This is a genomic window from Sphingomonas azotifigens NBRC 15497, from assembly GCF_002091475.1.
Lineage (GTDB): Bacteria > Pseudomonadota > Alphaproteobacteria > Sphingomonadales > Sphingomonadaceae > Sphingomonas > Sphingomonas azotifigens.
The window spans coordinates 17,839-42,653 of the sequence record NZ_BCTR01000040.1 but is presented as its reverse complement, the minus strand read 5'-3'; the positions used below and the strand labels follow the sequence as shown (position 1 = coordinate 42,653).

Annotated in this window: 14 protein-coding genes and 1 pseudogene; 12 read left to right on the top strand and 3 right to left on the bottom strand. The window is 68.2% G+C overall.

Features of this window, described 5'->3' with window-relative positions:
* Nucleotides 1-69 precede the first annotated feature (69 nt).
* Nucleotides 70-1,353 carry a metal-dependent hydrolase family protein gene (locus SAZ01S_RS14625; RefSeq protein ID WP_084583025.1) on the top strand — a complete coding sequence of 428 codons (1,284 nt, stop codon included), beginning with the start codon at nt 70-72 and terminating at the stop codon, nt 1,351-1,353.
* Entirely contained in the window at nt 1,350-3,035 is a 1,686-nt protein-coding gene (locus SAZ01S_RS14620; protein ID WP_084583006.1) for a GH39 family glycosyl hydrolase, read from the top strand. The genes SAZ01S_RS14625 and SAZ01S_RS14620 overlap by 4 nt, the downstream gene beginning before the upstream one ends.
* Here the strand turns inward: SAZ01S_RS14620 and SAZ01S_RS14615 are convergent.
* Both SAZ01S_RS14615 and asd read right to left on the bottom strand, forming a co-directional pair.
* The gene (locus SAZ01S_RS14615; RefSeq protein WP_084583005.1) at nt 3,016-3,567 is read right to left on the bottom strand and encodes a PRC-barrel domain-containing protein; all 552 of its coding nucleotides are present in this window, start codon (nt 3,565-3,567) and stop codon (nt 3,016-3,018) included. The two genes, SAZ01S_RS14620 and SAZ01S_RS14615, sit on opposite strands and share 20 nt — an antisense overlap.
* Nucleotides 3,568-3,843: 276 nt before the next feature.
* Nucleotides 3,844-4,695: an archaetidylserine decarboxylase gene (asd, locus tag SAZ01S_RS14610; RefSeq protein WP_084583004.1), complete on the bottom strand. Its 852-nt coding sequence runs from the start codon at nt 4,693-4,695 to the stop codon at nt 3,844-3,846.
* Nucleotides 4,696-4,886: 191 nt separating this feature from the next.
* On the opposite strand from asd, the gene SAZ01S_RS14605 reads away from it, so the two are divergent.
* The 10 genes and pseudogenes from SAZ01S_RS14605 (at nt 4,887) to SAZ01S_RS14560 (ending at nt 23,725) form a co-directional block, all read left to right on the top strand.
* Nucleotides 4,887-10,427, top strand: coding sequence for a hypothetical protein (locus tag SAZ01S_RS14605; protein WP_139810090.1), 5,541 nt, complete (start codon nt 4,887-4,889; stop codon nt 10,425-10,427).
* Nucleotides 10,428-10,627: 200 nt separating this feature from the next.
* Nucleotides 10,628-11,071 (top strand): RrF2 family transcriptional regulator, encoded by a 444-nt coding sequence (locus SAZ01S_RS14600; RefSeq protein WP_084583002.1) that lies wholly within the window; start codon nt 10,628-10,630, stop codon nt 11,069-11,071.
* 60 nt (nt 11,072-11,131) lie between these two features.
* A pseudogene (gene cysK, locus SAZ01S_RS14595) lies at nt 11,132-12,043 on the top strand (cysteine synthase A); the annotation flags it as partial.
* A gap of 283 nt (nt 12,044-12,326) precedes the next feature.
* A complete protein-coding gene (locus SAZ01S_RS14590) occupies nt 12,327-14,750 on the top strand; it encodes a TonB-dependent receptor (RefSeq protein ID WP_245824892.1) in 2,424 nt (807 codons plus the stop codon).
* Nucleotides 14,751-14,754: 4 nt separating this feature from the next.
* Nucleotides 14,755-16,152, top strand: a complete 1,398-nt coding sequence (locus tag SAZ01S_RS14585) for an MFS transporter (protein ID WP_084583000.1) — start codon at nt 14,755-14,757, stop codon at nt 16,150-16,152.
* A gap of 18 nt (nt 16,153-16,170) precedes the next feature.
* Complete coding sequence (locus SAZ01S_RS14580) at nt 16,171-17,112, top strand: TauD/TfdA dioxygenase family protein (protein WP_084582999.1); 942 nt, start codon at nt 16,171-16,173, stop codon at nt 17,110-17,112.
* Nucleotides 17,113-17,372: 260 nt separating this feature from the next.
* Entirely contained in the window at nt 17,373-19,028 is a 1,656-nt protein-coding gene (locus tag SAZ01S_RS14575; RefSeq protein ID WP_139810089.1) for an arylsulfatase, read from the top strand.
* 178 nt (nt 19,029-19,206) lie between these two features.
* Nucleotides 19,207-20,151, top strand: coding sequence for a formylglycine-generating enzyme family protein (locus SAZ01S_RS14570; protein WP_084582998.1), 945 nt, complete (start codon nt 19,207-19,209; stop codon nt 20,149-20,151).
* Nucleotides 20,152-20,274: 123 nt separating this feature from the next.
* Nucleotides 20,275-22,518 carry a TonB-dependent receptor gene (locus SAZ01S_RS14565; protein ID WP_084582997.1) on the top strand — a complete coding sequence of 748 codons (2,244 nt, stop codon included), beginning with the start codon at nt 20,275-20,277 and terminating at the stop codon, nt 22,516-22,518.
* Nucleotides 22,499-23,725, top strand: coding sequence for an MFS transporter (locus tag SAZ01S_RS14560; protein ID WP_084582996.1), 1,227 nt, complete (start codon nt 22,499-22,501; stop codon nt 23,723-23,725). Before SAZ01S_RS14565 ends, SAZ01S_RS14560 begins: the two co-directional genes overlap by 20 nt.
* Here SAZ01S_RS14560 and SAZ01S_RS14555 read toward each other — a convergent pair.
* The gene (locus tag SAZ01S_RS14555) at nt 23,707-24,810 is read right to left on the bottom strand and encodes a Gfo/Idh/MocA family protein (RefSeq protein WP_174596120.1); all 1,104 of its coding nucleotides are present in this window, start codon (nt 24,808-24,810) and stop codon (nt 23,707-23,709) included. The two genes, SAZ01S_RS14560 and SAZ01S_RS14555, sit on opposite strands and share 19 nt — an antisense overlap.
* Between the last annotated feature and the right edge of the window lie 5 nt (nt 24,811-24,815).

Below are 24,815 nucleotides of genomic sequence, written 5' to 3'. Positions count from 1 at the left end.
AATGGAAGCAATGGATTGCGCCCGGTGCGGATCCGCGTATCCATGGCCCGAAACGAAAACGGGGAGCAGATGGCGAAACATCGGTTCGCGGCCCTGGCGGCACTGGCGCTTGCCGGCCCGGCATCCGCGCAGCAAGCCGAACCCACCGGCATCCTGCTCAAGCCGGCCGCCGTGTTCGACGGGGTCGATGGCCAGATGCATCCCGGCTGGCAGGTTCTCGTCCGCGGCGAGCGCATCGTTGCCGTCGGCCCCGCACTGGCAGCCCCCGCCGGCGCGAAGGTGGTTACGCTCGACGGCGACACGCTGATGCCCGGCATGATCGAGGGCCATGCGCACCTTTTCCTGCATCCCTATAACGAGACGAGCTGGGACGATCAGGTGCTGCACGAATCGCTGGCGCTCCGCACCGCCCGTGCGGTGGCGCAGGCGCGCGCGACGCTACATGCAGGCTTCACCAGCCTGCGCGATCTCGGCACCGAAGGCGCCGGCTATGCCGATGTCGGGCTGAAGGCGGCGATCGACCAAGGCGTGGTGGAAGGGCCCCGCCTTCAGGTCGCCACCCGCGCCATCGTCGCACTCGGCGCCTATGGCCCCAAGGGGTTCGAGCCGGGTGTGGACGTGCCGCAGGGCGCCGAGCAAGTCTCGGGCCCCGAGCAGATGGTCGCCGCTGTTCGACGCCAGATCGCCGCGGGCGCCGACTGGATCAAGCTCTATGCCGATTATCGCTGGCGCCCCGGCGAGGAGAGCCGTCCCACGCTGAGCCTCGAGGAAATCAAGGCTGCCGTCGCTGCCGCGCACGATGCGGGGCGTCCGGTGGCGGTGCACGCCGCCACCGCCGAAGGGATGCGCCGCGCGATCGAAGCGGGGGTCGACACGATCGAGCATGGCTATGGCGGCACGCCGGCGATCTTCGCGGCGATGGCAGCGAAGAAGATCGCGCTCTGCCCCACCCTCGCCGCCGCCGATGCGACGTCCCGCTACCGCGGCTGGGACGGCATCGAGCCCGCCCCCGCCGCCGTCGTCGCCAGCAGGGAGAGCCTGCGGCTCGCGCTTCGCGCCGGGGTGCCGATCTGCATGGGCGGCGATGTCGGCGTCTTCGCGCATGGCGACAATGCCCGCGAGATGGTGCTGCTGGCAGCCGCGGGGATGCGCCCGGCCGAGGTGCTGATGGCAGCGACCGCCGGCAATGCCCGCTGGTCCGGTGCGTCCGCGCGGTTGGGAGCGGTGAAGCCCGGTCTGCTCGCCGATCTTGTCGCGGTCGCCGGCGACCCCACCCGCGACGTCCAGGCGGTGCGCGCCGTTCGCTTCGTGATGAAGGGCGGCACGATCGTCGCGCTGGAGCAACCGAAATGAAGGTGCGGGCGGTGCTCGCCGCGGCTGTCCTCGCGTGCCCGCATGCCGCCCTCGCGGCCCCCGATCCCGCGCCGATCCCGGTCACCATCGAGGTCGATGCCGCGCGCGACGAAGGCCCGGTCGAACCCGTCTGGCGCTTCTTCGGCGCCGACGAGCCCAATTATGCGACGATGAAGGACGGCCGGACCACGCTCGCGACGCTCGGCGCACTCGCGCCCGACCGCGTCTATTTCCGCACGCACAACCTGTTCACCTCAGGCGACGGCACCCCCGCGCTCAAATGGGGGTCGACCGGCATCTACAGCGAGGATTCCCAAGGCCGCGCGATCTACGACTGGACGATCGTTGATCGCATCTTCGACACCTATCGGGCGCGCGGCGTGAAGCCCTATGTCGAGCTCGGCTTCATGCCCGAGGCGCTATCCACGCAGCCGATACCCTATCAGCATGACTGGCGGCCCGGCAGCGGCACGCTGCGCACGGGCTGGGCCTTCCCGCCGCGCGACCTCGCCAAGTGGGAGGAACTGATCTTCCAGTGGGTCCGCCACTGCATCGCGCGATACGGCCGCGCCGAGGTCGCGAGCTGGTATTTCGAGACGTGGAACGAGGCCAATCTCCCGCAATATTATTGGGGCGGCACGCGGGAGGACTTCTTCCGCCTGCACGATGCCGCTATCCATGGGGTCCGCCGCGCACTGCCCGAGGCGCGTGTCGGCGGACCCGACGGCGCCGGCGCCGGCGATGATTTCCTCGCCGCCTTTCTTGCCCATGTGCGTGTGGCCGGCACCCCTACCGACTTCCTGTCCTTCCACGCCAAGGGCCAGCCCATCGTCGTCGAGGATGCTGCCGGCAGCCATGTCCGCATGGGACTGAACACCCATCTGCGCGCCGCCGACCATGAGTTCGCCGCCATCGCCGCCGATCCGATCGGCCGCACCAAGCCGATCATCATCGGCGAGTCCGATCCCGAGGGCTGCGCGGCCTGCCAGGGGCCGGCCAATGGCTATCGCAACGGCACGATGTATTCGAGCTACACCGCCGCCGCCTTCCCGCGCCTGCGCGCGCTGGCGGCACGGCGCGGACTGAAGCTGGAGGGAGTCCTGTCCTGGGCGTTCGAGTTCGAGGATCAGCCGCCCTTCGCCGGGTTCCGCCAGCTCACCTCGAACGGCATCGACCTGCCGGTGATGAACCTGTTCAAGCTGTTCGCGATGATGCGCGGGCACTATGTGCGGGCCAGTTCCGACCGCGAGGCGCCGCTCGATGCGGTGCTGCGCGACGGGGTGCGCGGCGCGCCCGATATCGGCAGCGTCGCCACTCTGGACGGCGACACGCTGTCGATTCTGGTCTGGCACTATCATGACGACGACATCGCCGGGCCCGATGCCCAGGTGGCGCTGCGGCTTCGCGGGCTGCCGACCGCACTGGCTAGCGGCGCCGTGGTGACGCACTACCGGATCGATGCGGCCCATGCGAACAGCTTCGCCGCGTGGCGCGCCATGGGATCGCCGATCGCGCCGAGCGACGCGCAGCGCGCCGCCTTGCTGCAGGCGGCCAAGCTGACGCCGATAGAGGCTGCGCCCCAGCCGCTGCGGGCCGTGAACGACGGGGCAGCGCTTCGCTTCCGCCTGCCGCGACAGGGCGTTTCGCTGCTCGTCGTGACGCCTAGGCAGGCTCTACAGTAGGCAGCCTTGCGAGTTCGGCGGCGTCGAGGTTCGTCAGCAACGCCCGGTCGCGCACGCGGACGTCACGCCAGGGGAGACGACGCAAGGTCTCGCCCACCCCGGCCACGCCGCCTTCGCGGATCACCAGGTGCGACAGGTCGCCCCCGGCGCATGCCAGCATCGCGTCGACCGCATAGGCAAGGACATCGCCGTCGCGGCCCTTTACCGGCATCCCGTCCAGGCCGGAGGCGGCGAACAGATTCTCGCCCGACTGGTGCCGGCTGATTTCCTGCTCGGCATCGGCGGCGTCGCTGAAGCGGGCGCGACGGCCCAGCCAGCGCCAGATGCCGAACAGGTCGACCAGCCCGAGAAAGATGTTGCTCCACAGCAACTGCGTCTGCTGCGTCGCGATCCCGACGACGATCCAGGCCGCGGCGCCGACGGTGAAGACGACGAAGCCCCAGCCGGTGACCCGCGCCCCCAGATTGGATGCCGTCATCAGCGCTGCGACACAGGTAGCGGCCAAAGCCAGCCAGCCGGCGATGTCTGCCATGTTCGTCCTTCTCTACATGCGCGGCCCGGGTGACTCGGCACGCCGCTGGGGGCGCCGCGAGCGTTGCTTCATGCCGCCTAGGCGGCGGCGTTGCTCGCGACCTCGATCATATCCTCAGTTGCGCGTATCGACACTCGAGCTCGACCGGACCGCGCTTGTGCTGACCGGACCGCCGCTCTCAACGACGCGTCGCCGCGAAGGGTCCGGCGGCGATCCGATGAATCTGCTGCGGCCGGTGCGCATCGAGACCGTCCACTGCGGAACCATCGAGCCTGGTTATACCGGGCGGTCGCCCATGCGCTCGCCGAGCCGTACGGGCCGTTCCGGCACCCAGCCGGCGTCGAACGCGATGGTACCGGGCCGGAAGAGCATCACCACCGTGGAGCCGAGCAGGAAGCGGCCCATTTCTGCCCCCTGCTCCAGCACGATCTCTTCGTCCGCATACCGCCATTCGCTGGGCGCGCCCGTCCGCTTGGCATTGACGACGCCGTGCCACACCGTCGCCATGCTGCCCACGATCGTCGCGCCGACCAGCACCATCGCGAAGGTGCCGTGCTCCGGACTTTCGAACACGCACACGACCCGCTCGTTGCGGGCAAACAGGTTGGGCACGCCGCGCGCGGTGACCGGGTTCACCGAGAACAGGCTGCCCGGAATGTGGATCATCCGCGTCAGTCGGCCCGTGCACGGCATGTGCAGGCGATGATAGTCGCGCGGCGACAAATAGAGGTTCGCGAAGCTGCCGTGCCGGAATGCGGCCGCCAGCGCGGCGTCACCACCGAGCAGCGCGGTCGCGGTGAAGCGATGCCCCTTGGCCTGAACCATGTGCTCGTCATCGATGTCCCCGAGCTGGCTGATCGCCCCGTCGACCGGCGAGACGAAATCGGCACGCGCCATGGGCCGCGCTCCCGCCCGCAGCGGGCGCGTGAAGAACGCGTTGAAGCTGGCATAGCTGGCGATGTCGGGGTCCGCCGCCTCGCCCATGTCGACGCCGTACCGGGCGACGAACGCGCGGATCAGCCAGCGCGTCATCGCACCGCCCCGGGCGCGGGCGACATGGCCTGCAAGCTGCGTAAGGCGCTGTTTCGGCAGGGCATGCTGCAGTAGCACGGCGAGACGATCGGACATGTTGAACTCTCCAGGCGGGGGGAGCCGCACTAGCGCACCTATCGGCGTGGACAACCTGCAACTTTTTCTTCAGTAGAAGTCGCGACCAACTGGTCGATCTACAGGGGGGAATTTTCGTGGTTCATGCTTTTGGAGCGGGGCGTGGCCGCCGCTTGTCGTACGTGCTCAGCACAAGCGCGCTGGCATTGTGCATGGCGACTGCGTCCGCACATGCGCAGTGCACGCCCGATCCCACAATCGCCAGCGGGACGACGACGTGTAGCGGCAGCGATCCCGATGGCGTGGTGGTCACTACCAGCTACAGCACGGTGGTGGTAGCGGCCGGCGCGACGACCGGCCAGGTCCGCGTGAACATGCCGATGTCCGCCAGCTACTATGAACGCCAGGCGACTCTCAACATTTTCGGATCTGTCGACGGAGGCGCGCAGAGCGGGATCCTCGTGCAGCCCGGCACCGCGCCCGCCAACAGCTATGATTATTATGGAAGCCGCGTCGCCCTGACGGTCGCGACAGGCGGCCAGGTCTCCGGCTTCAACGGAGTTACGGTGGACGCGTCCGGTACCGGCTATGCGCCCGCCCTTGTCACGATCGACAATGCCGGCACCATCACCGGCACCAGTGGGACGGCGCTGCTTGCGATACGGCCCGAGCAGGCCGGCTTTCGGTCGATCACCAATCGAGACGGCGCGTTTCTGGGCGCGATCAGCGGCAGCATCGGCACGCTGGCCAATGCCGGAACCATCGACGGCGGCAGCCTCGCGGCGATCAACATGGCCAGCGGCTACAACAGTTCCCTGCAGGGGAGCGATTGGACCAACAGCGGGACGATCCGTTCCAATTCGGCGGCGGCCACGCTCTCTAACCTGAGCACCAGCGGATATACGCTGACGAACACGGGCACCATTTCCAACAGCGGCAGCGGTGCCGCCATCGCGGGAAGTTCCGCGACCTACGCAACCCTGTCCATCGTCAACTCGGCCGGGGGGCAGATCACCTCCGGCGGATCGACCGCGATCACGATCAGCAACTCGGTTGGGCTCACCAATGCCGGACGTATCGACGGCAGGGTGCTCGCGGGATCGGCCCAGAGCTATTATGGCAGCACCGTCGACAGCACCGCAGGTACCATCAATGGCGATCTGATCTTCGGCGCAGGCGACGATGTGCTGGTGGCACGCTACACGGGCTCTCCGACGCTCAGCACCGGCGTCAGCGGCATCGTCGATGGCGGTGCCGGTACCGATCTGGTGCGCATCCGCGTCGATACCGACACGACCATCAATACGTCGATCAGCCTGCCGACCAACTTCGAGCAGCTGGAAATTGCGACCGAACGCGGCGCGACCACGACGATCGCCGGAGGCTTCACCAATTCCGGTACGCTGCGCGTCAGCGGTCCGGGAACGTTCGACAACCGCGGAACGATAGAGGCTGCCGGCCAGGCCTTGGTGAGTAGCGCGCTTTCTTCCTCCTACCCCGTGATCGTGAACAACGGAACGATCCGCACGACATCCGCTACCCCCTACAAATATGCGGTCGAGATCGGCTCCGGCAACGGCTTCACCAACAATCAGACGATCAGCGCCGCAGGCGATGGCGTGTCGTTCTCGTCCTACGGCGGGTTCGTCAATGCTGGGACGATCACGAGTGTCGGCATCGGCGTCTCGTTCTTCGGCGACGACTTCAACAATTCCGGCACGATCCGTTCGAGCGGGGGCACTGGCGTGATCCTGACGGGATCCTCCGGATCCTATTACAAGCGCGTCAACAGTGGTGTCATCGAAGGCGCGAGCATCGGCGCCCGCCTCTCGGCGGACCTGACCAACACCGGCACGATCCGCTCGGCAGGCACTGCGGTCTACCTGGAATCCCATGCCGTGCTGAAAAACCTCTCCGGCGGTGTCATTACCGGCGGAACCGAAGCCATCGGCGGCGCCCGCTATCCGGGCAACAACCGCGTCGTGCAGAATGCCGGCACCATCAACGGCGATGTGCACCTTGCCGGCAGCGAATCGACCTACCCATATAGCAACGACAATCGCTATTTCGCGCTGGCCGGCGGCGTGCTGAACGGCAATCTTACGCTCGGCTATGGCGACTATCTGGTCACCGAACTGGTCAATACCGGCACCGGCAGCTTCGCCGGCATCAACGGTACGGTCACCGCGACCGGCTCCAACTTGCGGTACGAGGTGCGGAGCGACGCCATGGCAAGCTACGGCGCAGTGAGCGGGTTCGCCATGATCGGCTATGAGTTGTTCAACAATGCCGCCCTGACGCTCAAGAGCAATGGCGGCGCGGCGCTTCCGCTGACGTTTGCCGGCGCCGGTTCGATCGATCTGACCGCGGATATCACGACGACCAGCAAGTCGGCGATCCAAACGAATTCTCTGATCACGGTCGGGGGTTTTGGCGGAACGGGCAACGCACTCTCGATCACGAGCCGCGGAAATATCTCCGTCAGCCATGCCGACAGCACTGCGTACGCCTATGCTGCGGTTTCGATCGGCTCGACCGACCGCTTCATCAACGCTGGCACGATCACGGTGAACGATCAGGCCCCGACCGGCTATTCCTCGATGATAGCCGTGGCGAACGGTGGTACCGTCGTGAACAACGGGACCATCAGCCTCGGCGGCGCAATCGGGATCAGGAGCGCCACCAGCTTCGTCAATACGGGCACCTTGAGCCAGATTGCCGGAAGCGGCGCGGCGACGGGCGTGATCGATGCCGGAACGATCACCAATAGCGGCACCATTCGCGTCGACGGACTCGCCATCGCCAATTCGGACTATACGTACGGATCGACGATCATCACCAATGCGGCGGGCGGGACCATCGCCAGCAGCAGCGGCACCGCCATCCAGGTCCGGGGCGGTACGTTCACCAACGCCGGCACGGTGCAGGGAACGGTCGATCTCGGCTATCAGCCCCCCTATAACAGCGGCGCGCCTTCGCGGTCGTACAACACCGGCATCTACATCGCCGCAGGTGGCACGATTGCCGGCGACCTGCTGTTCGGCCGCGGCGACGACCTGCTGCTGCAGCGCGGAGACTCGCTGGGTGTTTCGGGTACGATCGATGGCGGCGACGGCGCCAACGTCTATGGTCGCTCGCTATCGAGCAACGGAACGGTGGCGCTGGCCGTGCCCGCGCTGCGCAATTTCCAGAACAGCCTCCTCGAAGCCGTCGGCGACGACACGACGATCACCGCGACGGGCAGCCTTGCGGGCGACCTGTACGTTACCGGCACGGGCAGCGTGATCAATCAGGGAAGCGTCAGCGGCCGGCTGACAAGCTATCTGCCGTATGACCTGACACATGGTGCCACCGCGGTCTTCGCGACGGATTCCGTCCTGGCGTCGTTGACGAACACCGGCACCGTCGGAGGGGGCGTCGGGGCCCAGGTGAACGCCTTCGCCAATAGCGGCACGATCACCTCCGGCATGTACGTCGACCCCGCCGTCTGGCTTACCGGGACATCGCTGACCTTCACCAACAGCGGCACCATCCGGTCCCTGGCAGCCGCCAGCCCCTATTTCCAATCCGCGGTTGCACTGAGCGCCGGAAGCGGGATTCAGGCGACGAACAGCGGCCAGATCAGCGGCGTGATGGGCGTTTCCCTGCAGGCCGTTGGAGAGAATGCCTCGATCGTCTTTACCAATAGCGGCAGCATCGCCGCCGCCAGCACATCGGTTTCGATCTACGACACGCCGGCGATCGGCGTGGCGTGGTCCGGTTCGGCAACCGGCACCCTCACCAATCAGGCCGGCGGGTCGATCACGGCCTCCGGCCTGAACGCGGCCGCCATCTGGGCGGGCGGCACGACGGTGACGCTGAACAATTCCGGGCGCATCGCCGCCACCGGCACGGGCGCGGCAGCGATCCTGGCTGCCAGCGGCAGCACGATCACGCTCACCAACACCGGCACGATCACCGGCGCGACGCTGCTCAGCGACGGCGCCGATCTGGTCGACAATGCCGGCACCATGGGCGCGCTGTCGCTCGGCGCGGGCGACGACCGCGTGGTGCTGCGGGATGGCGCGATCAATCCGCGCATCGATGGCGGCGACGGCAATGACCGGCTCGAGATCGCCGGCACCGCCAATGGCGCCACGATCGCGCTGGGCGATGTCGCCAATGTCGAGGCACTGCGGATGAGCGGCGGCTTCGCGACCCTGTCCGGCACCGCCAGCTTTGCCGATGTGCAGCTGAACGGCGGCCGCCTGGTCGGCCTAGCCGGATCGACCCTCACCGCGAACAGCATCTCGGTGGCGGCAGGCGCGACCTTCGGCTCGGCGGGAACGGTGAACGGCAATATCGCCGTCGCCGGCACGCTCAGCCCCGGCGCATCGCCGGGCACGATGACGGTAAACGGCAACGTCGCGCTGGCGGGCACGTCGACCGCGTTGTTCGAAGTCACGCCGACCATTTCCGACAAGCTGGTGGTCAACGGCACGCTGTCGATCGCCAATGGCGCGACCTTGCAGATCGTGCAGACCGGCAACATCGCCCCCGGCACGGTGCTCGACCTGATCACCGCAACGGGGGGCGTCTCCGGCAGCTTCAGCAACTTGTTGACCAATGGCGCCGGCTTCGGCCTGTTCTCGCAGGACGGGGGCCGTATCCGGGTGATGTCCACCTTCGTCGCGGCGCCGAACTTTGGCGACCGCGCGAGCGCCAGCCTGAACTATGTCAACGGCGTGTTGCTCAGCGGCCGGGCCTCGCCGGCGCTGATCGCTGCAGCCCCGCAGCTGCTGACCAGCACGGCCGCCAGCAACGCCGCTGCCTTCGTGCAGATCACGCCGCAAGCCTATGCCGCTACCCGCCAGATCAGCATCGAGAACGGCCTGACGCTGGCCGATGCGGCGCGCGGCCAAGCCTTTGCGCCGGTCGGCGACTCGCCCGGCCTGTTTAGCTTCGCCACGGCGCTGGGCGGCACCCGCGCGCTCGCCGGGGATCCGACGGGCGGCGTGGCGCGAACCACCACCAATGGCTATGGCTTCCTGGCCGGCATCGGCTTTGGCGATACCGCATGGTCGCTCGGGGCATTCGGCGGCTATCTGAACAGCCACCAGACGCTGGCCAATCTCGGCGCGCGGACCACGGCGGACGGCGTGGTGGCGGGCGTCCACGGACGCGCGCAGGTCCGCGGCATCGGCTTCAAGGCGACAATCGCCTACGATGCCGCGCAGGCGAATACCCGCCGCATGCTGCCCTTGGGCAGCGCGACCGCCCGTTACGATCTGCACGGCTGGACGGCCGACGCCAGCATCGACGCACGCCTGGCGCTGCGTGGCAGCTGGTCGCTGCGGCCGGCAATCGGCGCGACGGCGATCCGCACCACCCGCGACGCCACGACCGAGGACGGGGGCAGCCCGTTCGCGCTGACCGTGGCAAAGCGGCGCGGCACCGCGGTGTTCGTCGATGGCGGCGTGACCTTCGCCGGGACCGCGGCGGCGAGCTCGGCGGTTTCGATCCGGCCCTATCTGACGCTGGGCGCCCGCTATCAGCTGCGCGGACGGGTGCCCTATGCGGTCGCCGGTCTCGCCGGCGGCGGCCTCGGCTTGGTCGGCGAGAGCGCGACGCGCGCGCCGCTGCTCGCCACGGCCAAGCTCGGCGCCGATGTCGTGCTATCGCCCCGGCTCGCGCTTTTCGCGGTGCTGTCCGGCGAGAGCGGCGATGCAGACCACCGCGCCGCGGCCCGCGGCGGGGTGCGCCTGGCGTTCTGACCCTCTACGGGCCCTGCGCGCCGGCGCGGGGCCCCGCTTCACCCCCGGCTCGATAGGGTCGCCCCATTCCGCGGCGAGCGAGACCGCGTCGGGGAACGGCGGTTTCTACCTTGCGTCCACGGCACATCCCATGATCGCCGGATGCCCGAAACCGCGCAGTTCGCGTTGAAAACGGATAGCGAGCCGCGCATAGCAGCGCCATGCTTTCGCAGAAGAGCCGCTACGCGATCCGCGCGTTGCAACACCTCGCTGATCGGCATGGGCAAGGCGTTGTACCGCTGGCCGAGATCGTGGCGGCGCAGAACATCCCGGCCAAGTTCCTGACCGTCATCCTCTCCGAACTCGGCCGCGAGGGCCTGGTCCGCTCGCAGCGTGGGCGTGATGGCGGCTATGTGCTGGTCCCCGCCCCTGCCGAAGTGCGGATTGGGGAGATCATCCGGCTGATGCGCGGATCGATCGCGCTAGTACCCTGCGCCAGCCGAAACTCGCACGAGCATTGCGAAAACTGCGTGCCTGAACCCGAATGCCGGCTGCGCGCCCTGATGCTTCGCGTTCGCGATGAAACCGCCCGGATCCTCGACAGCGTGACGCTCGCCGATGACTTCGCTGCCGGCAATCTGGAATTGGCTGGCGACAAGCCGTGATTTATTGCCCATCGCGTCGATAGGAATTAGCCTCCCTTCAACATCGAGGGGTGAAGCGTCATGCGGGCTGCAAGTGTCCTGGGTACGATCGGCAACACGCCACACATTCGGCTGTCGCGGCTGTTCCCCGATGCCGAGGTGTGGATCAAGTCCGAGCGCGGCAATCCCGGCGGATCGCTCAAGGACCGCGTCGCGCTTGCGATGATCGACGCTGCCGAACGCAGCGGCGCGCTCGCCCCCGACGGCATCATCGTCGAGCCGACCAGCGGCAACACGGGCGTCGGCCTCGCGATGGTGGCGGCGGTGAAGGGGTATCGGCTGATTCTGGTGATGCCCGAGAGCATGTCCGTCGAGCGGCGCCGGCTGATGCAGGCCTATGGTGCCGAGTTCGAGCTCACCCCGCGCGAGCAGGGCATGGCGGGCGCCATCGCGCGCGCCGAACAGCTTGCGGCATCGGTGCCCGGCGCCTGGATGCCACGCCAGTTCGACAACCCGGCCAATATCGACGCGCATGCCCGCACCACCGCGATCGAGATCCTCGCCGACTTTCGCAACGAGCCGATCGACGCGATCATCACCGGCGTCGGCACCGGCGGTCATATCACCGCGCTCGCCGAGACGCTGAAGATGGAGTGGCCGGGCCTGCTGGTGTTCGCGGTCGAGCCGGCCGCATCGCCGGTGCTTTCGGGCGGACGTGCGGGGCCGCATCCGATCCAGGGCATCGGTGCTGGCTTCGTGCCCACCAACCTGCATGCGGACATGCTCGACGGCGTGCTCCAGGTCGATGCCGAAGCGGCGCTGTGGTTCGCCCAGGCGGCGGCGCGGCGCGAGGGCTTGCTGGTTGGGCCAAGCTCGGGCGCAACACTGGCGGCGATCGCGGCCAAGCTTCCGGAGCTTGCCGGCCTGCGGGTGCTGGGCTTCGCCTATGATACCGGCGAGCGATACCTCTCCGTGCCCGGCTTCGTCGCCGAAGGCACCGACAAAGCTGCACTTTCGACGACACCCAAGCTGCACTTCGCCGCGGCCAAGCCAAACTAGGTTTCTAATCTCTACTTGTTTAGTAGACATAAGGCACCGCCACAAGGGAGGTGACATGATCCAGCCGAAACGCCGGGGCCGCTAACCCCCATTCGTGGTCTTATAAGGCCGACGATCTCTTCCGTGCCGTACGAACGGTCGGGCGCCGGACGCGCCGGACGATGCCCTTGTGCGGCCGCTGCAGATCGATCGCCCGCGACCTGCCAGGGAGATTCCATTGCCGTTTCCTTCGTCCGTGCCGGCATGGCTTGCCGGCGCCAGCCTCGTTGCGCTCTTCGCCGGTGCCGCCCAGGCCCAGACCGTCCAGCTCGCCGCCGTCGATCCGGTGAGAGCGCCGGCGGTGGGAGACGAGCCGACCGACGCCGCGCCCGCTGCCGAGGGCGACGACATCCTCGTCACCGCCCGCCGCCGCAAGGAGCGTGCGCAGGACGTGCCGATCGCCCTCAGCGCGATCAGCGGCGAAACGCTGGCGGCGCGCGGCGACTATCGGCTCGATCAGATCCAGCAGCTGGTGCCCGCGCTGCAGGTATTCAGCTTCAATCCCCGCAACACCAACATCAACATCCGCGGCCTCGGCTCCAACGTCGCGCTGACCAATGACGGGATCGAGAACGGGGTCGGCCTGTATATCGACGGGGTCTATTATGGTCGCCCTGGGCAGAGCCAGTTCGACCTGGTCGATCTCGAGCGCGTCGAGGTGCTGCGCGGACCGCAGGGCACGCTGTTCGGGAAGAACACCACGGCCGGTGCGATCAACATCAGCTCGCGCCTGCCGAGCTTCACCACCGAGGCGCAGGGCGAGGCGAGCTTCGGCGACTATGGCTATCGCCAGTTGCGCGGCTCGCTGAGCGGGCCGCTGCTCGCCGACCTCGCCGCGGCGCGGATCAGCCTGGCCGAAACGCACCGCGACGGCTTCATCCACAATGTCACCACCGGCCGTGACGTTCATAATTACGACGACTTCACCGCGCGCGGGCAGCTGCTCGTCACGCCCTTGAGCGGCCTGTCGATCCGGCTGATCGGCGACTATTCCAACCAGCGCCAGCAATGCTGCATCAACCTGCCGGTCTCGGTGTTCACCAGCTACACCAACGGCGCGAGCATCGCCAACAACTGGCTGCAGCGCGCCGCCCGCGCCGGCTACACGCCGCTCCCCTTCGACCCCTTCGCGCGCAAGACTGACGCCAACTCGCCCTTTTACGCGATCATGGACACCTGGGGGATCTCAGGCGAGATCGACTATGACCTGGGCGGGGCGACGATCACTTCGATCACCGCCGGGCGGCACTGGAACTGGTATCCGTCGAACGACTCCGACGTCACCCGCCTGTCGGTCAACCTCCAGAGCAACCAGCAGAATTTTCAGCGCCAGTTCAGCCAGGAAGTCCGCATCGCCTCGAACGGCGAGCGCCGCATCGACTGGCTGATCGGCGGCTATTATTTCTGGCAGGTGGTACGCGGCGTCGGGTCGGCGATCTACGGGGCGGACGCGCCGAACTGGCTCTACCCGGCCGATGCGCCGGCCGTGTCCGACGCCGCGGTAAACGGCTTCACCTCGCGGTCGCGCTCCGATCCGCACACCCGCAGCCTCGCCGCCTTCGCGCAGACCACCTGGCATATCGATCCCCGGCTCAGCCTCACCACGGGCCTGCGCTTCACCCATGAGGACAAATGGGGCAGCTATGTCTCGGCGCAGACCGACGGCAAGTCGCTCGCCGGACTGACGCCGGCCCAGGCGACCCGCGCCCAGGCGATCCGCAACGGCCTCGCCCCGCCCGCCAACTACAGCGTCGACGCCAAGGACGACAGCTGGTCGTGGCTGGCGACGCTCAGCTGGAAACCGGTCGACGACGTGCTGCTCTACGCGACCAACTCGCGCGGGACCAAGTCGCAGGGGCTGAACCTCACCACCATCCCGGCGGGCGTCAGCGCCGTCGTCGATCCCGAGCAGACGGACAATTACGAGGTCGGCCTCAAGTCGCAGCTGTTCCGCCACACGCTTACCGCGAACCTCGCCGGCTTCTGGGCGGACGTGACCAACTACCAGACGACGATCGTCCAGCAGGTGATCGGTACCAACAGCTACATCAACTACATCGCCAATATCCCCAAGGTGCGCTCGCGCGGGTTCGAGGCGGATCTGGCGTGGCAGCCGGTCGCGGCACTCGGCTTCACCGGGGCGCTGGCCTATACCGATGCCACCTATCGCAAGTATCCGAACGGCCCGACGCCGGTGGAGGCGCTCAACCCCAGCACCACACAGCCCGGCGGATCGCCGCTCCAGAACATGAGCGGCCAGCAGCTGGCGGGCGTGCCCAAATGGTCTGCCTCGCTCGGCACCGATGCCAGCCATGCGCTGACCGACCGGGTCACGCTCTACGGCCATGCCGACTGGTCGTGGCGGTCCAACTATTACACCGTCGCCAGCAACAGCCGCTACGGGCTGGTCCCCAGCTATGACCTGGTCAACGCGCGCATCGGCGTGCGGCTCGACAAGGGCAAGTTCGACCTCTCGGTCTGGGCCCGCAACCTCTTCGACAAGAACACTTTCCAGACGCTCAGCGTCGCGAACACCGGGCTCGTCACGGCGATCCTCGGCGATCCGCGCACGCTGGGCGCCACCCTCCGGACGAAATGGTGAGCCCATGGCGACGATCCCCGCCCACGACACCCGGTTCCGCATCGCCTCCCCGCCGATCCGCACCGACGAACCGCCGGCGTGGCGCCTGATCGGCTTCGCCTCGCTGGCGATCCCGATCGCGGGGGCGGGGCTGCCGCTGATCCTGTTCGTGCCGCAGCTCTATGCCAGCCGTTACGGGCTCTCGCTGGCGACGATCGGGCTGATCTTCTTCCTCGGCCGCTTCTGGGACGTCGCCGCCGATCCGATCGTCGGCGTGCTGAGCGACCGCACCCGCAGCCGCTTCGGAAGGCGCAGGCCGTGGATCGCGGCGGGCGGGCTGCTCTTCGGGCTGGGCTCGGCGCTGCTCTTCTTCCCGCCTGCGACCGTGGCGCCGCTCTACCTCGCGGCGGCGCTGTTCCTCTTCTACGCCGGCTGGACGATGATCGAGGTGCCCTTCTCCGCCTGGGCGGGGGAATTGTCGGGCGCCTATCACGGCCGCACCCGATCGGTGACCTTCCAGCAGACCGCGCAAGCTTCGGGACTGCTCCTCGTCCTGATCCTGCCGACGCTGCTCGAACAGCTCCGTCCCGCCGACATCGCGCTCAAGCTCCACGTCGTCGGCGGCTTCATCCTGCTGACGCTGGCACCCTCGCTGGTGCTGAGCCTGACCGCCTTCCGCGAGCCGCCGCGCCCGGCCTATGAGCCCAAGCCCGAGGGATTCCTCCGCACCGCCAGCCTGATCCTGCGCGACCGGCTGCTGGTCCGCGTGCTTGCCTCGGACGTGGCGGTCACCGCCGGCCAGTCGATCCGCGCGGGGCTGATCACCTTCTTCGCCGTCAATTATATGGGCGCCCCCGGCTGGGCGAGCGGCCTGTACCTGTTCCAGTTCGTCTTCGGCGTGTTCGCCGCGCCGATCTGGCTGCAGATCGGCCGCCGCTTCGGCAAGCGCGAGACCGCCATCGCCGGCGAGCTGGTGCAGGTGGCGATCAACCTTGGCCTGCTGTTCGTCGTGCCGGGCGGGATCGGACTGCTGCTGGCGCTCACCGTTGCGCAGGGGCTCGCGCAGGGCTCGGGCAACCTCATGCTACGCGCGATGGTCGCCGACGTCGCCGATCATCACGAGCTGGAGACCGGCCACAACCGCACCGGCCTGTTCTTCTCGGTGTTCAGCCTCGCCACCAAGGCGGGGCCGGCGATCGGCATCGGCATCGCGCTGCCTTTTATCGCCTGGATGGGGTTCAGCCCCAAGGGCGCCAACGCGCCCGAGGCGCTGGAGACGCTGAAAGTCGTCTTCGCGCTCGGCCCGGCGCTCGCCCACATCCTGTCCGCCGCCATCCTCTGGCGCTTCCCGCTCGACGCGCAGCGTCATGCCTCGATCCGTCGTGCGCTCGATGCGCGCGCCGCCGGCCAACTTCCCCTGTGACCCTGAAGGAGAATGCACATGACGATCCAGACGCATGACTTCCCCAACGCCGCCGATGCCGACAGCGTGCTCGACGTCCACCCCGTGGCCGGCCGGATCGGTGCCGAGATCCGCGGCGTGCGGCTGGGCGGCGACATCGACAACGCCACCGTCGAGGCGATCCGCGCCGCGCTCTACCGCCACAAGGTGATCTTCTTCCGCAACCAGACGCATCTCGACGACGCGAGCCAGGAAGCCTTCGCCGAGCGCCTCGGCGATCCGCTCGCCCACCCGACCGTGCCGGTGGCGCCGGGCTCGCGTTTCCTTCTCGAGCTCGACAGCAAGGAAGGCGAGGCCGCCTCGGCCTGGCATACCGACATCACCTTCCTGCCCGCCTATCCCGCCGCCTCGATCCTCCGCGCGATCACCATCCCGCCCGCGGGCGGCGACACGCTCTGGGCCAATGCGGTAACCGCGTACGAGACCCTGCCGGAACCGCTCAAGGCGCTGGTCGAGACCCTGCGCGCGGTCCACACCAACGCCTTCGACTATGCCCAGCAACGCCCCGAGGCGACCAGCGAGCAGGTCCGCCGCCACCGCGAGGTGTTCGCCTCGACGGCGTACGAGACCGAGCATCCGGTGGTCCGCGTCCACCCGGTGACGGGCGAGAAGCTGCTGCTGCTCGGCAGCTTCGTGAAAAGCTTCGTCGGCTTCAGCCGCGAGGATTTCGCCCGGCTGTTCGGCATCCTGCAGGACCATGCGACCAAGCCCGAGAACACGGTGCGCTGGCGCTGGAGCCCGGGCGACGTGGCGATCTGGGACAATCGCGCCACCCAGCACCGCGCCATCGCCGATTTCGGCCACCAGCGCCGTACGCTGCGCCGCGCCACCATCGCCGGCGACGTGCCGCGCGGGATCGATGGGGCGCCCAGCCGGGTGATCAAGCCCGAGCCGGTCGCCGCGGTCGAAGCCGCCGCCTAACTTTCACCGCTACTAAGCTGTGCTCCTCGATCCAGGGGTATCGCATAGGCGTCTCATCCCCCTCACCCTTCCCACCGCCTTCGGCGGCGGGCCCCTTCCCTCTCCCACAAGGGGAGAGGGAGGTGGGGTGCCGCTTCTCCCTCTCCCCTTGTGGGAGAGGGAGGGAGCCGCGAAGCGGCGGAAGGGTGAGGGGGACTTCGGTGCCAATGCGAACCCTGCGCACTGACAGAAGCGCGGCCTCCTTTTCGGATATGCCATCCATGCGCCTTCGCCTCGCCGCCCTGCTCCTGCTGCTGCTCCCGTCGCCTGCCGTGGTGGCGAAGGACCAGCCTGCCCCCGCGCCGCCACCCAAGCGGCCCAACATCCTGATCATCGTCGCCGACGATCTCGGCTATTCGGACCTTGGTGCGTTCGGCGGCGAGATCCACACGCCCAATCTCGACGCGCTGGCCGAACACGGCCTGCGCCTCACCGGCTTCCACGCCGCGCCCACCTGTTCGCCGACCCGATCGATGCTGCTCTCGGGCACCGACAACCATCTGGCGGGCCTCGGCAACATGGCCGAGCTGATCGCCCCCAACCAGATCGGCAAGCCCGGCTATCAGGGCTATCTGCCCGACGACGTGGTGACGCTCGCCGAGCGGCTGCGCGACCTCGGTTATGCAACCGCGATGTCGGGCAAATGGCACCTCGGCACGCGCCCGCAGGACGACCCCACGAAACACGGCTTCGACCAGGCCTTCACCCTGCTTCAGGGCGGTGCCAATCACTTCGGCATCGACGCGACGGCGACCCCGCTGCCCGGCCAGGCGACCTATCGCGAGAACGGCGTCACGCTGCCGAGCCTGCCCAAGGACTTCTATTCGTCCGACGCTTATGCCGCGAAGCTGATCGGCTTTCTCGGGCATGCCGATCCGGCCAAACCCTTCTTCGCCTATCTTACCTTCACCGCGCCGCACTGGCCACTCCAGGCCCCGGCAGAGGACATCGCCAAATATCGCGGGCGCTACGATGCCGGGTTCGAAGCGCTCCAAGCCGAGCGGCTCAAGCGCCAGCAGGCACTGGGGCTGGTGCCGGCGGGCGTGAAGCCGCACCCGTTCGTGCTGCCCGACGGGCGGGACTGGGCACATCTTTCGCCCACGGAGAAACGCGAGCAGGCGCGGCTGATGGAAGTCTATGCGGCGATGGTCGACCGGCTCGACCAGAATGTCGGCAAGGTGATCGCCCACCTCAAGGCGACCGGCCAGTATGACAACACCATCATCCTGTTCCTCGCCGACAATGGCGCGGAGGGGATCGACCTCGCCACCACCAAGCTGCCGACCATGGCGGCGCGGCTGAAGGCGGCGGACAACCGGCTCGACAATCTCGGCGCGGCGAGTTCCTACACCGCCTATGGCCCGGGCTGGGCACAGGCGGCGACCACGCCGTCCTTCCTCTACAAGGGCTTCACCAGCGAGGGCGGCACGCGCGTCGCAGCCTTCCTTTCCTATCCCGGCTGGAAGCGGCAGGGCGAGATCAGCCATGCCTATGGCACGGTGATGGACGTGGTGCCGACGCTGGTGGAGGCGGCCGGCGGCAGCTGGCAGGGCAGCAGCTATGGCGGGCGGACCGTGCAGCCGGTGCGCGGCAGCAGCTGGCTGCCCTATCTTCGCGGGCAGTCCAAGGCGGTGCACGGGCCCAACGAGATCGTCGGCACCGAGCTGTTCGGGCGCCGCGCGATCCGGCAGGGCGACTGGAAGATCGTCGACCTCGGCGACGGCTGGAAGCTCTACAATCTGGCCGAGGACCCCGGCGAGACCCGCGACCGCGCCGCCGACCAGCCCGCCCGGCTGAAGACGCTGGTCGCCGCGTGGGATGCCTATGCCAAGGGCGCGGGCGTGGTGATGCAGTCCACCCCGGCGACCTTCCCGTGATGGCGGGCGCATGCGCGGTGCCGCGCCCAATCCGTCATCCCCGCGAAGGCGGGGATCCATTGGGGTCGCCAGCGCGGTTCCTGCCCCCGCCGTCCTGGCCAATGGATTCCCGCCTTCGCGGGAATGACGATCGTTTTCTGGGCATCGGCGCCGATCCTCTCGCTGCAGGGGGCCGATCGTGAAGCCGGTTGCGCTCCTCGCGCTGCCGCCGCTGGTCGCGCTGCCGCTGCTCTGGGCGACGCGCCCGGCGGCGGCGCCCACCTCGGCCGGCCCGCCGCGGGTGTGCGCGGGCAGCCATCTCGACCGGCCGGTGCGCATCCCCGCCAGCCGCTTCGTGATGGGCAGCAGCCGCTACTACCCCGAGGAAGGCCCACCCACCGAAACCGAGGTGCCCGCCTTCGATATCGACGCGCACGAAGTCACCAACCGCCAGTTCGCCGCCTTCGTGACGGCCACCGGCTACCGCACCGAGGCGGAGAAGCCCGGCGGCGGCGCCTTCGTTTTCGTGCCGCCCAAGACCGCGATCGACGAACCCGATCCGCGCCGCTGGTGGCGCTTCGTGCCCGGCGCGACCTGGCGCCATCCCGAGGGGCCGGGCAGCAGCATCGCGGGGCACGAGGAAGAGCCGGTGGTCGCCGTCACCTTCGCCGACGCCCGGGCCTATGCCCGCTGGGTCGGCCGAGCGCTGCCGAGCGAGGAACAATTCGAGGCGGCGGCTCGCGTGGGCATCGCCGATCCGGATGCCGAGCCCAACCCGGACCGCGCCAACACCTGGCAGGGCAGCTTCCCGAACACCAACACGAAGCGCGACGGCTACACGGGTCGCGCGCCAGCCGGCTGCTTCAAGCCCAACGGCGCGGGCGCCTATGATCTGATCGGCAATGTCTGGGAATGGACCAAAAGCTGGTATCTGCCCAGCCACGCGCCCTTCGCGGTCGGTGACGGAGCGCCCGGCAACCCGAGCTTCGATCCCCGCCAGCCCGACGCGAGGGCGCGGGTGATCAAGGGCGGCTCCTATCTCTGCGCCAGCAACTATTGCGCCCGCTACCGCCCCGCCGCCCGCCATGCCCAGGAGGAGACGCTCGCCGCTTCGCATCTCGGCTTTCGCACCGTCAGCCGATAAGCCTCTGCATGCAAAGGTTTTCGCTAGCGCGCGAAGGCCTGCTTTGCCGCGCCCAAGCAAAAGCTTATTTTCCTAGCTCACTGCTGGGAATTACCACCCGCCCCGACACATAAGGAGGATCGGATGGGGCGCTTGCACGGTTGGTTGGTCGCAGGTCTGCTGGCGGGAGTGGCGCAGCCGGCGCTCGCCCAGGCACAGGATTCCGAGACACCCGCAAAGGATGGCGCGGGCGACATCGTCGTCACCGCGCGCTTCCGCAACGAGAATCTGCAGGACGTGCCGATCGCGGTGTCGGTGGTGAACGGCGATGTCGCCGCCTCGCGCAACCTCAACACGCTGCAGGACCTCTCCACCGTCATCCCGACGGTGGATTTCCGCACCGGCCAGTCGAACAAGGATCGTACCGTGTTCATCCGCGGCGTCGGCACGATCACCACCTCGCCGGGCGTGGAAAGCTCGGTCTCGACGGTGATCGACGGTGTGGTGCTGGTCCGCCCGGGCCAGGCGACGCTCGACCTGCTCGATCTCGACCATCTCGAGGTACTGCGCGGGCCGCAGGGCACGCTGTTCGGCAAGAATGCCTCGGCCGGCGTGATCAACCTCGTCACCAAGGGCCCGACCAAGACCCAGACCGGGTCGCTCGAGGGCGGCTATTACGAGGGCGGCGAGGGCCGCATCAAGGGCACGGTCTCGGGCCCGATCACCAGCACTATCGGCTATACGCTGAGCGGGCTCTACGCCGCCTATCGCGGCAACGTCTACAATGTCGGCACGCGCAACTGGGTGAACGGCTATGACCGCTGGGGGGTTCGCGGCAAGATCGTCGCCAAACCCAACGACGACGTGACGATCACCTTCGCCGGCGACTATCTCTATAATCGCGACGATACCCCGCAGGGTGTCTATGTCAGTTCCAGCCGCGTCGCCTATCCGACCGGCGTGGTAACGCCGAACGCGACCCTCGCGGGGTTGCTGACGCAGGAAGGCATCACGCCCTCGGCCAACAATACCCGGATCAACACCAATTTCGACGCCGAGGTGCGCGACCGCAACTATGGCGGCTCGATCGCGCTCGATTGGGGGCTGGGCGGCGGCTACACGCTGACCTCGATCACCGCCTATCGCGAATGGAAGAACCACCAGAAGCCGGATTGGGACGCGCGCGCGATCCTCGCCGCGGGCTTTCCGCAGGGCCGCGACGACGGCACCGTCGACTTCGACCAGTTCTCGCAGGAGATCCGCCTCGCCTCACCGCAGGGCGGGCTGGTCGACTATGTCGTAGGCGCCTATCTGCTCTCGGCCGATACCGACGAGCGCTACCAGCGCAGCGTCACCCAGCTGATCGGCGGTGCGCCGGGGACCAACAACGGCGTCGCGAACTACGGCATCCGCGCGCAGAACCACGCGCTGTTCGGCGAGGCCAACCTCCACGCCACCGACACGCTGACCTTCATCGCCGGCGGCCGCCTGATCCACGATTCGCTCAGCTATTTCCACCAGCGCGTATCGGACACCGCGACCGGCGTGGCAGGCATCCGCCCCAGCTTCGCCAGCAGCGGCAAGACCGACCGGGTGGACTACAGCGCCCGCGCCGGGGTGCAGTACAAGCTGGCGCCCAACGCCAACACCTATTTCACCTTCTCGCGCGGCTATAAGGGCCCGGCCTACAACGTCTTCTTCAACATGCAGGCGTTCGACACCCAGCCGCTCGCGCCCGAGACCTCGACCAGCTACGAAGTCGGGCTCAAGGGCAGCCTGTTCGACGGGCGGATAAGCGGCGGGATCGCTGCCTATCTCACCGATTATGACGGCTTCCAGGCCAATTACACCGACACCTATCTCGGCGCGATCGTTACCCGGCTGATCAACGCGGGCCGGGTACGGACCAAGGGCGTCGAGGCCGATCTGAACGCGCGGCCGACCGGCCGGCTGACGCTCAACTTCGCGGTGGCGCGCACCGATGCGCGCATCCGCCACTTCAACTGCCCGGCGGCGACCAGCTGCACCTCGATCGACAGCGGCGCCCTGCCCTTCGCCCCCGACTGGAAGCTGAGCGGCGGCGCGGCGTGGAAGCTGCCGATCACCGACGGCCTGGCGGTCGAGCTGCAGACCGACGCCAGCTACAAGAGCAAGACCCAGTACGCGATCACCCAGAACCCGGACACGATCCAGCCCGCCTACGGCCTCTGGAACGCCAGCATCGCGCTGATCGGCGGGGAGCGCTGGGAGCTGCGCGCGCTGGTGAAGAACATCCTCGACCAGCACTATGCCAACTATCTCGTCTATGGCACCACCGCCGGTGTCGTCCGTTACGTGCCCCGTGACAATGATCGCTATGTCGGCCTGAATGCGCGCATCCTCTACTGACGGCACCGCCGGAGCGCAGGGTCGCTGGGCGATCCTGGCGCTCGTGTTCGGCGCGGTGATGCTCAACTATGTCGACCGGCAGATCCTCGCGCTGCTCAAGCCCATGCTGCAGGGCGAGTTCCACTGGTCCGACCGCGACTATGCGCACATGGCCTCGGCCTTCCAGTTCGCCGCGGCACTGGCCTTTCTCGGCACCGGCTGGTTCCTCGACCGGGTGGGGCTGCGACGCGGCTTCGCGCTGGGCGTGGCCGTGTGGAGCCTCGCGGGCATGGCGCATGCCTTCGCCACCACCGTCACCCAGTTCGTCGCCGCCCGCGCCGTGCTGGGGGCGGCGGAGTCGATCGGCACCCCGGCGGCGGTGAAGTCCGCCGCTACCTTCTTCCCGCCGTCCGAGCGCTCCCGCGCGCTCGGCATCGGCAACACCGCGCCCAATTTCGGCGCGATCCTCACCCCGCTGCTGATCCCGGCGCTGGCGCTGTGGGTCGGCTGGAAGGGCAGCTTCCTGATCGCCGGCGGGCTGGGCCTCGTCTGGGTGGCGATATGGCTGCGCTATGTGCCCGCCGCCGCCAGCGTGCGGGGCCCGCGCTCCGAGGTGCCGTGGCTCCATCTGCTTCGCGACCGCCGGACGCTGGCCATCGCCGTCGCCAAGGTGCTGAGCGACCAGGTCTGGTGGTTCCTCTTGTTCTGGACACCGGACCTGTTCCACCGCCAGTTCGGGCTGGAGCAAGGTGCGCTGGGCCTCCCCGTGGCGCTGGCATACAGCCTCGCCGCGCTCGGAGCGATCAGCGGCGGCTGGGTGCCCGGCTGGCTGCTCGCGCGTGGCTGGGTGCCGGAGAAGGTGCGGCACGCCACCCTGCTTGGCTATGCGCTGCTGGTGCTGCCCATTCCGCTGGTACTGGTGGCAAGCAACCCCTGGATTGCCGCCCTCCTCCTCGGCCTCGCGCTGTTCGCGCATCAGGGCTTCTCGACCAACGTGTTCGGGCTGGCGACCGACATCATCCCCGCCAGCCGCGTCGGCTCGGTGATCGGCATCGGCGCCTTTGCCGGCAACCTCGCCGGCATGGCCATTCTCGAACTCGCCGGCTGGTCGCTCGACAATGGCCATGGCTATGCGCCGATGTTCTGGATCGCCGCCTTTTCCTATCTCGCCGGTGCGCTGCTGGTGCGCTGGATCCTGCCGCGCACCGCCTATGCGGACGCGGGCTGACCCAGCAGCTCGGCCATGTCGACCACCCGATGCTCGCGAAGGCTGATCTCCGCCGCCATGCCGATGGCGACGGCCTTCAGCCCGTCCTCGGCGGTCACCTCCACCGGCCCCTCGCCCCGCACCGCACGGGCGAACGCCTGATGCTGGTAAAAGGTCGAGCCATGGTGCGATCCCGCCGCCAGCGCCGCCGCGTCCACGTCGATGCGGCGCTTCTCGGGCGCCTTGGGATTGCCGAAGCCGGTGCGCGGCGACCGGGTGAGCACGCTGCCGGGAATGCTCACATCCAGCCGTGCGACGTCCCCCGTCGCGACAATCTCCTCCTGCTCCTCGGCCCCGTCGGCGAACATGCACAGGTCGAGCAGTGCGCGGGTGCCGTCGGCGAAATCGACGGTGGTGAAGCTGTTGTCGACGATATCGGGGGTCGCCCCGTCATAGCGCTCGTCAAGATGGTTCACGTCCTGCGCGCCAGAGCAATAGACCCGTACCGGCTCGGAGCGGACGATGAAGCGCATCAGGTCGAAGAAATGGCAGCATTTCTCGACCATCGTGCCGCCGGTATTGCGCGCGAAGCGATTCCAGTCGCCGACCTTCATCAGGAAGGGGAAGCGGTGCTCGCGCATCGCCAGCATGCGCAACCGGCCGATCTCGCCGCCGTGCACGCCCGCGATCAGCGCGGCGACCGGTGGCATGTAGCGATATTCCATCGCGGTCCAGAACACCGCGTCATGGCGCGCGGCGCGCTCGGCGATCCAGCGCGCGTCTTCGATCGTCGTCGCCAGCGGCTTCTCGCACAGGATGTGGAGGCCAGCGTCGAACAGCGGCTCGACGGTGCCGCGATGGGTGAAGTTGGGGCTGGCGACGATCACCGCGTCCAGCCCGTCATGCTTGGCCAGCGCCTCGGCGTCCCGGTAGGCGGTCACGTCCTGCGCCTTGTCGCCCAGCGCCGCGCGCGCCCAGCCGAGCGAGGTCTCGACCGGATCGGCGATCGCCACCAGCTCCGCGCCGGCCGTGATCGCAAGATTGCGGATATGCTCCACGCCCATCATCCCGCACCCGACCAGACCATACCGAATTCGCGACGCCATACTCT

Excerpts from the sequence above, each read along its gene's own strand:
- SAZ01S_RS14625 (WP_084583025.1), top strand. The coding sequence starts at position 70 with ATGGCGAAACATCGGTTCGCGGCCCTGGCGGCACTGGCGCTTGCCGGC.
- SAZ01S_RS14620 (WP_084583006.1), top strand. The coding sequence starts at position 1,350 with ATGAAGGTGCGGGCGGTGCTCGCCGCGGCTGTCCTCGCGTGCCCGCAT.
- SAZ01S_RS14615 (WP_084583005.1), bottom strand. The coding sequence starts at position 3,567 with ATGGCAGACATCGCCGGCTGGCTGGCTTTGGCCGCTACCTGTGTCGCA.
- asd (WP_084583004.1), bottom strand. The coding sequence starts at position 4,695 with ATGTCCGATCGTCTCGCCGTGCTACTGCAGCATGCCCTGCCGAAACAG.
- SAZ01S_RS14605 (WP_139810090.1), top strand. The coding sequence starts at position 4,887 with ATGGCGACTGCGTCCGCACATGCGCAGTGCACGCCCGATCCCACAATC.
- SAZ01S_RS14600 (WP_084583002.1), top strand. The coding sequence starts at position 10,628 with ATGCTTTCGCAGAAGAGCCGCTACGCGATCCGCGCGTTGCAACACCTC.
- SAZ01S_RS14585 (WP_084583000.1), top strand. The coding sequence starts at position 14,755 with ATGGCGACGATCCCCGCCCACGACACCCGGTTCCGCATCGCCTCCCCG.
- SAZ01S_RS14580 (WP_084582999.1), top strand. The coding sequence starts at position 16,171 with ATGACGATCCAGACGCATGACTTCCCCAACGCCGCCGATGCCGACAGC.
- SAZ01S_RS14575 (WP_139810089.1), top strand. The coding sequence starts at position 17,373 with ATGCGCCTTCGCCTCGCCGCCCTGCTCCTGCTGCTGCTCCCGTCGCCT.
- SAZ01S_RS14565 (WP_084582997.1), top strand. The coding sequence starts at position 20,275 with ATGGGGCGCTTGCACGGTTGGTTGGTCGCAGGTCTGCTGGCGGGAGTG.
- SAZ01S_RS14560 (WP_084582996.1), top strand. The coding sequence starts at position 22,499 with ATGCGCGCATCCTCTACTGACGGCACCGCCGGAGCGCAGGGTCGCTGG.
- SAZ01S_RS14555 (WP_174596120.1), bottom strand. The coding sequence starts at position 24,810 with ATGGCGTCGCGAATTCGGTATGGTCTGGTCGGGTGCGGGATGATGGGC.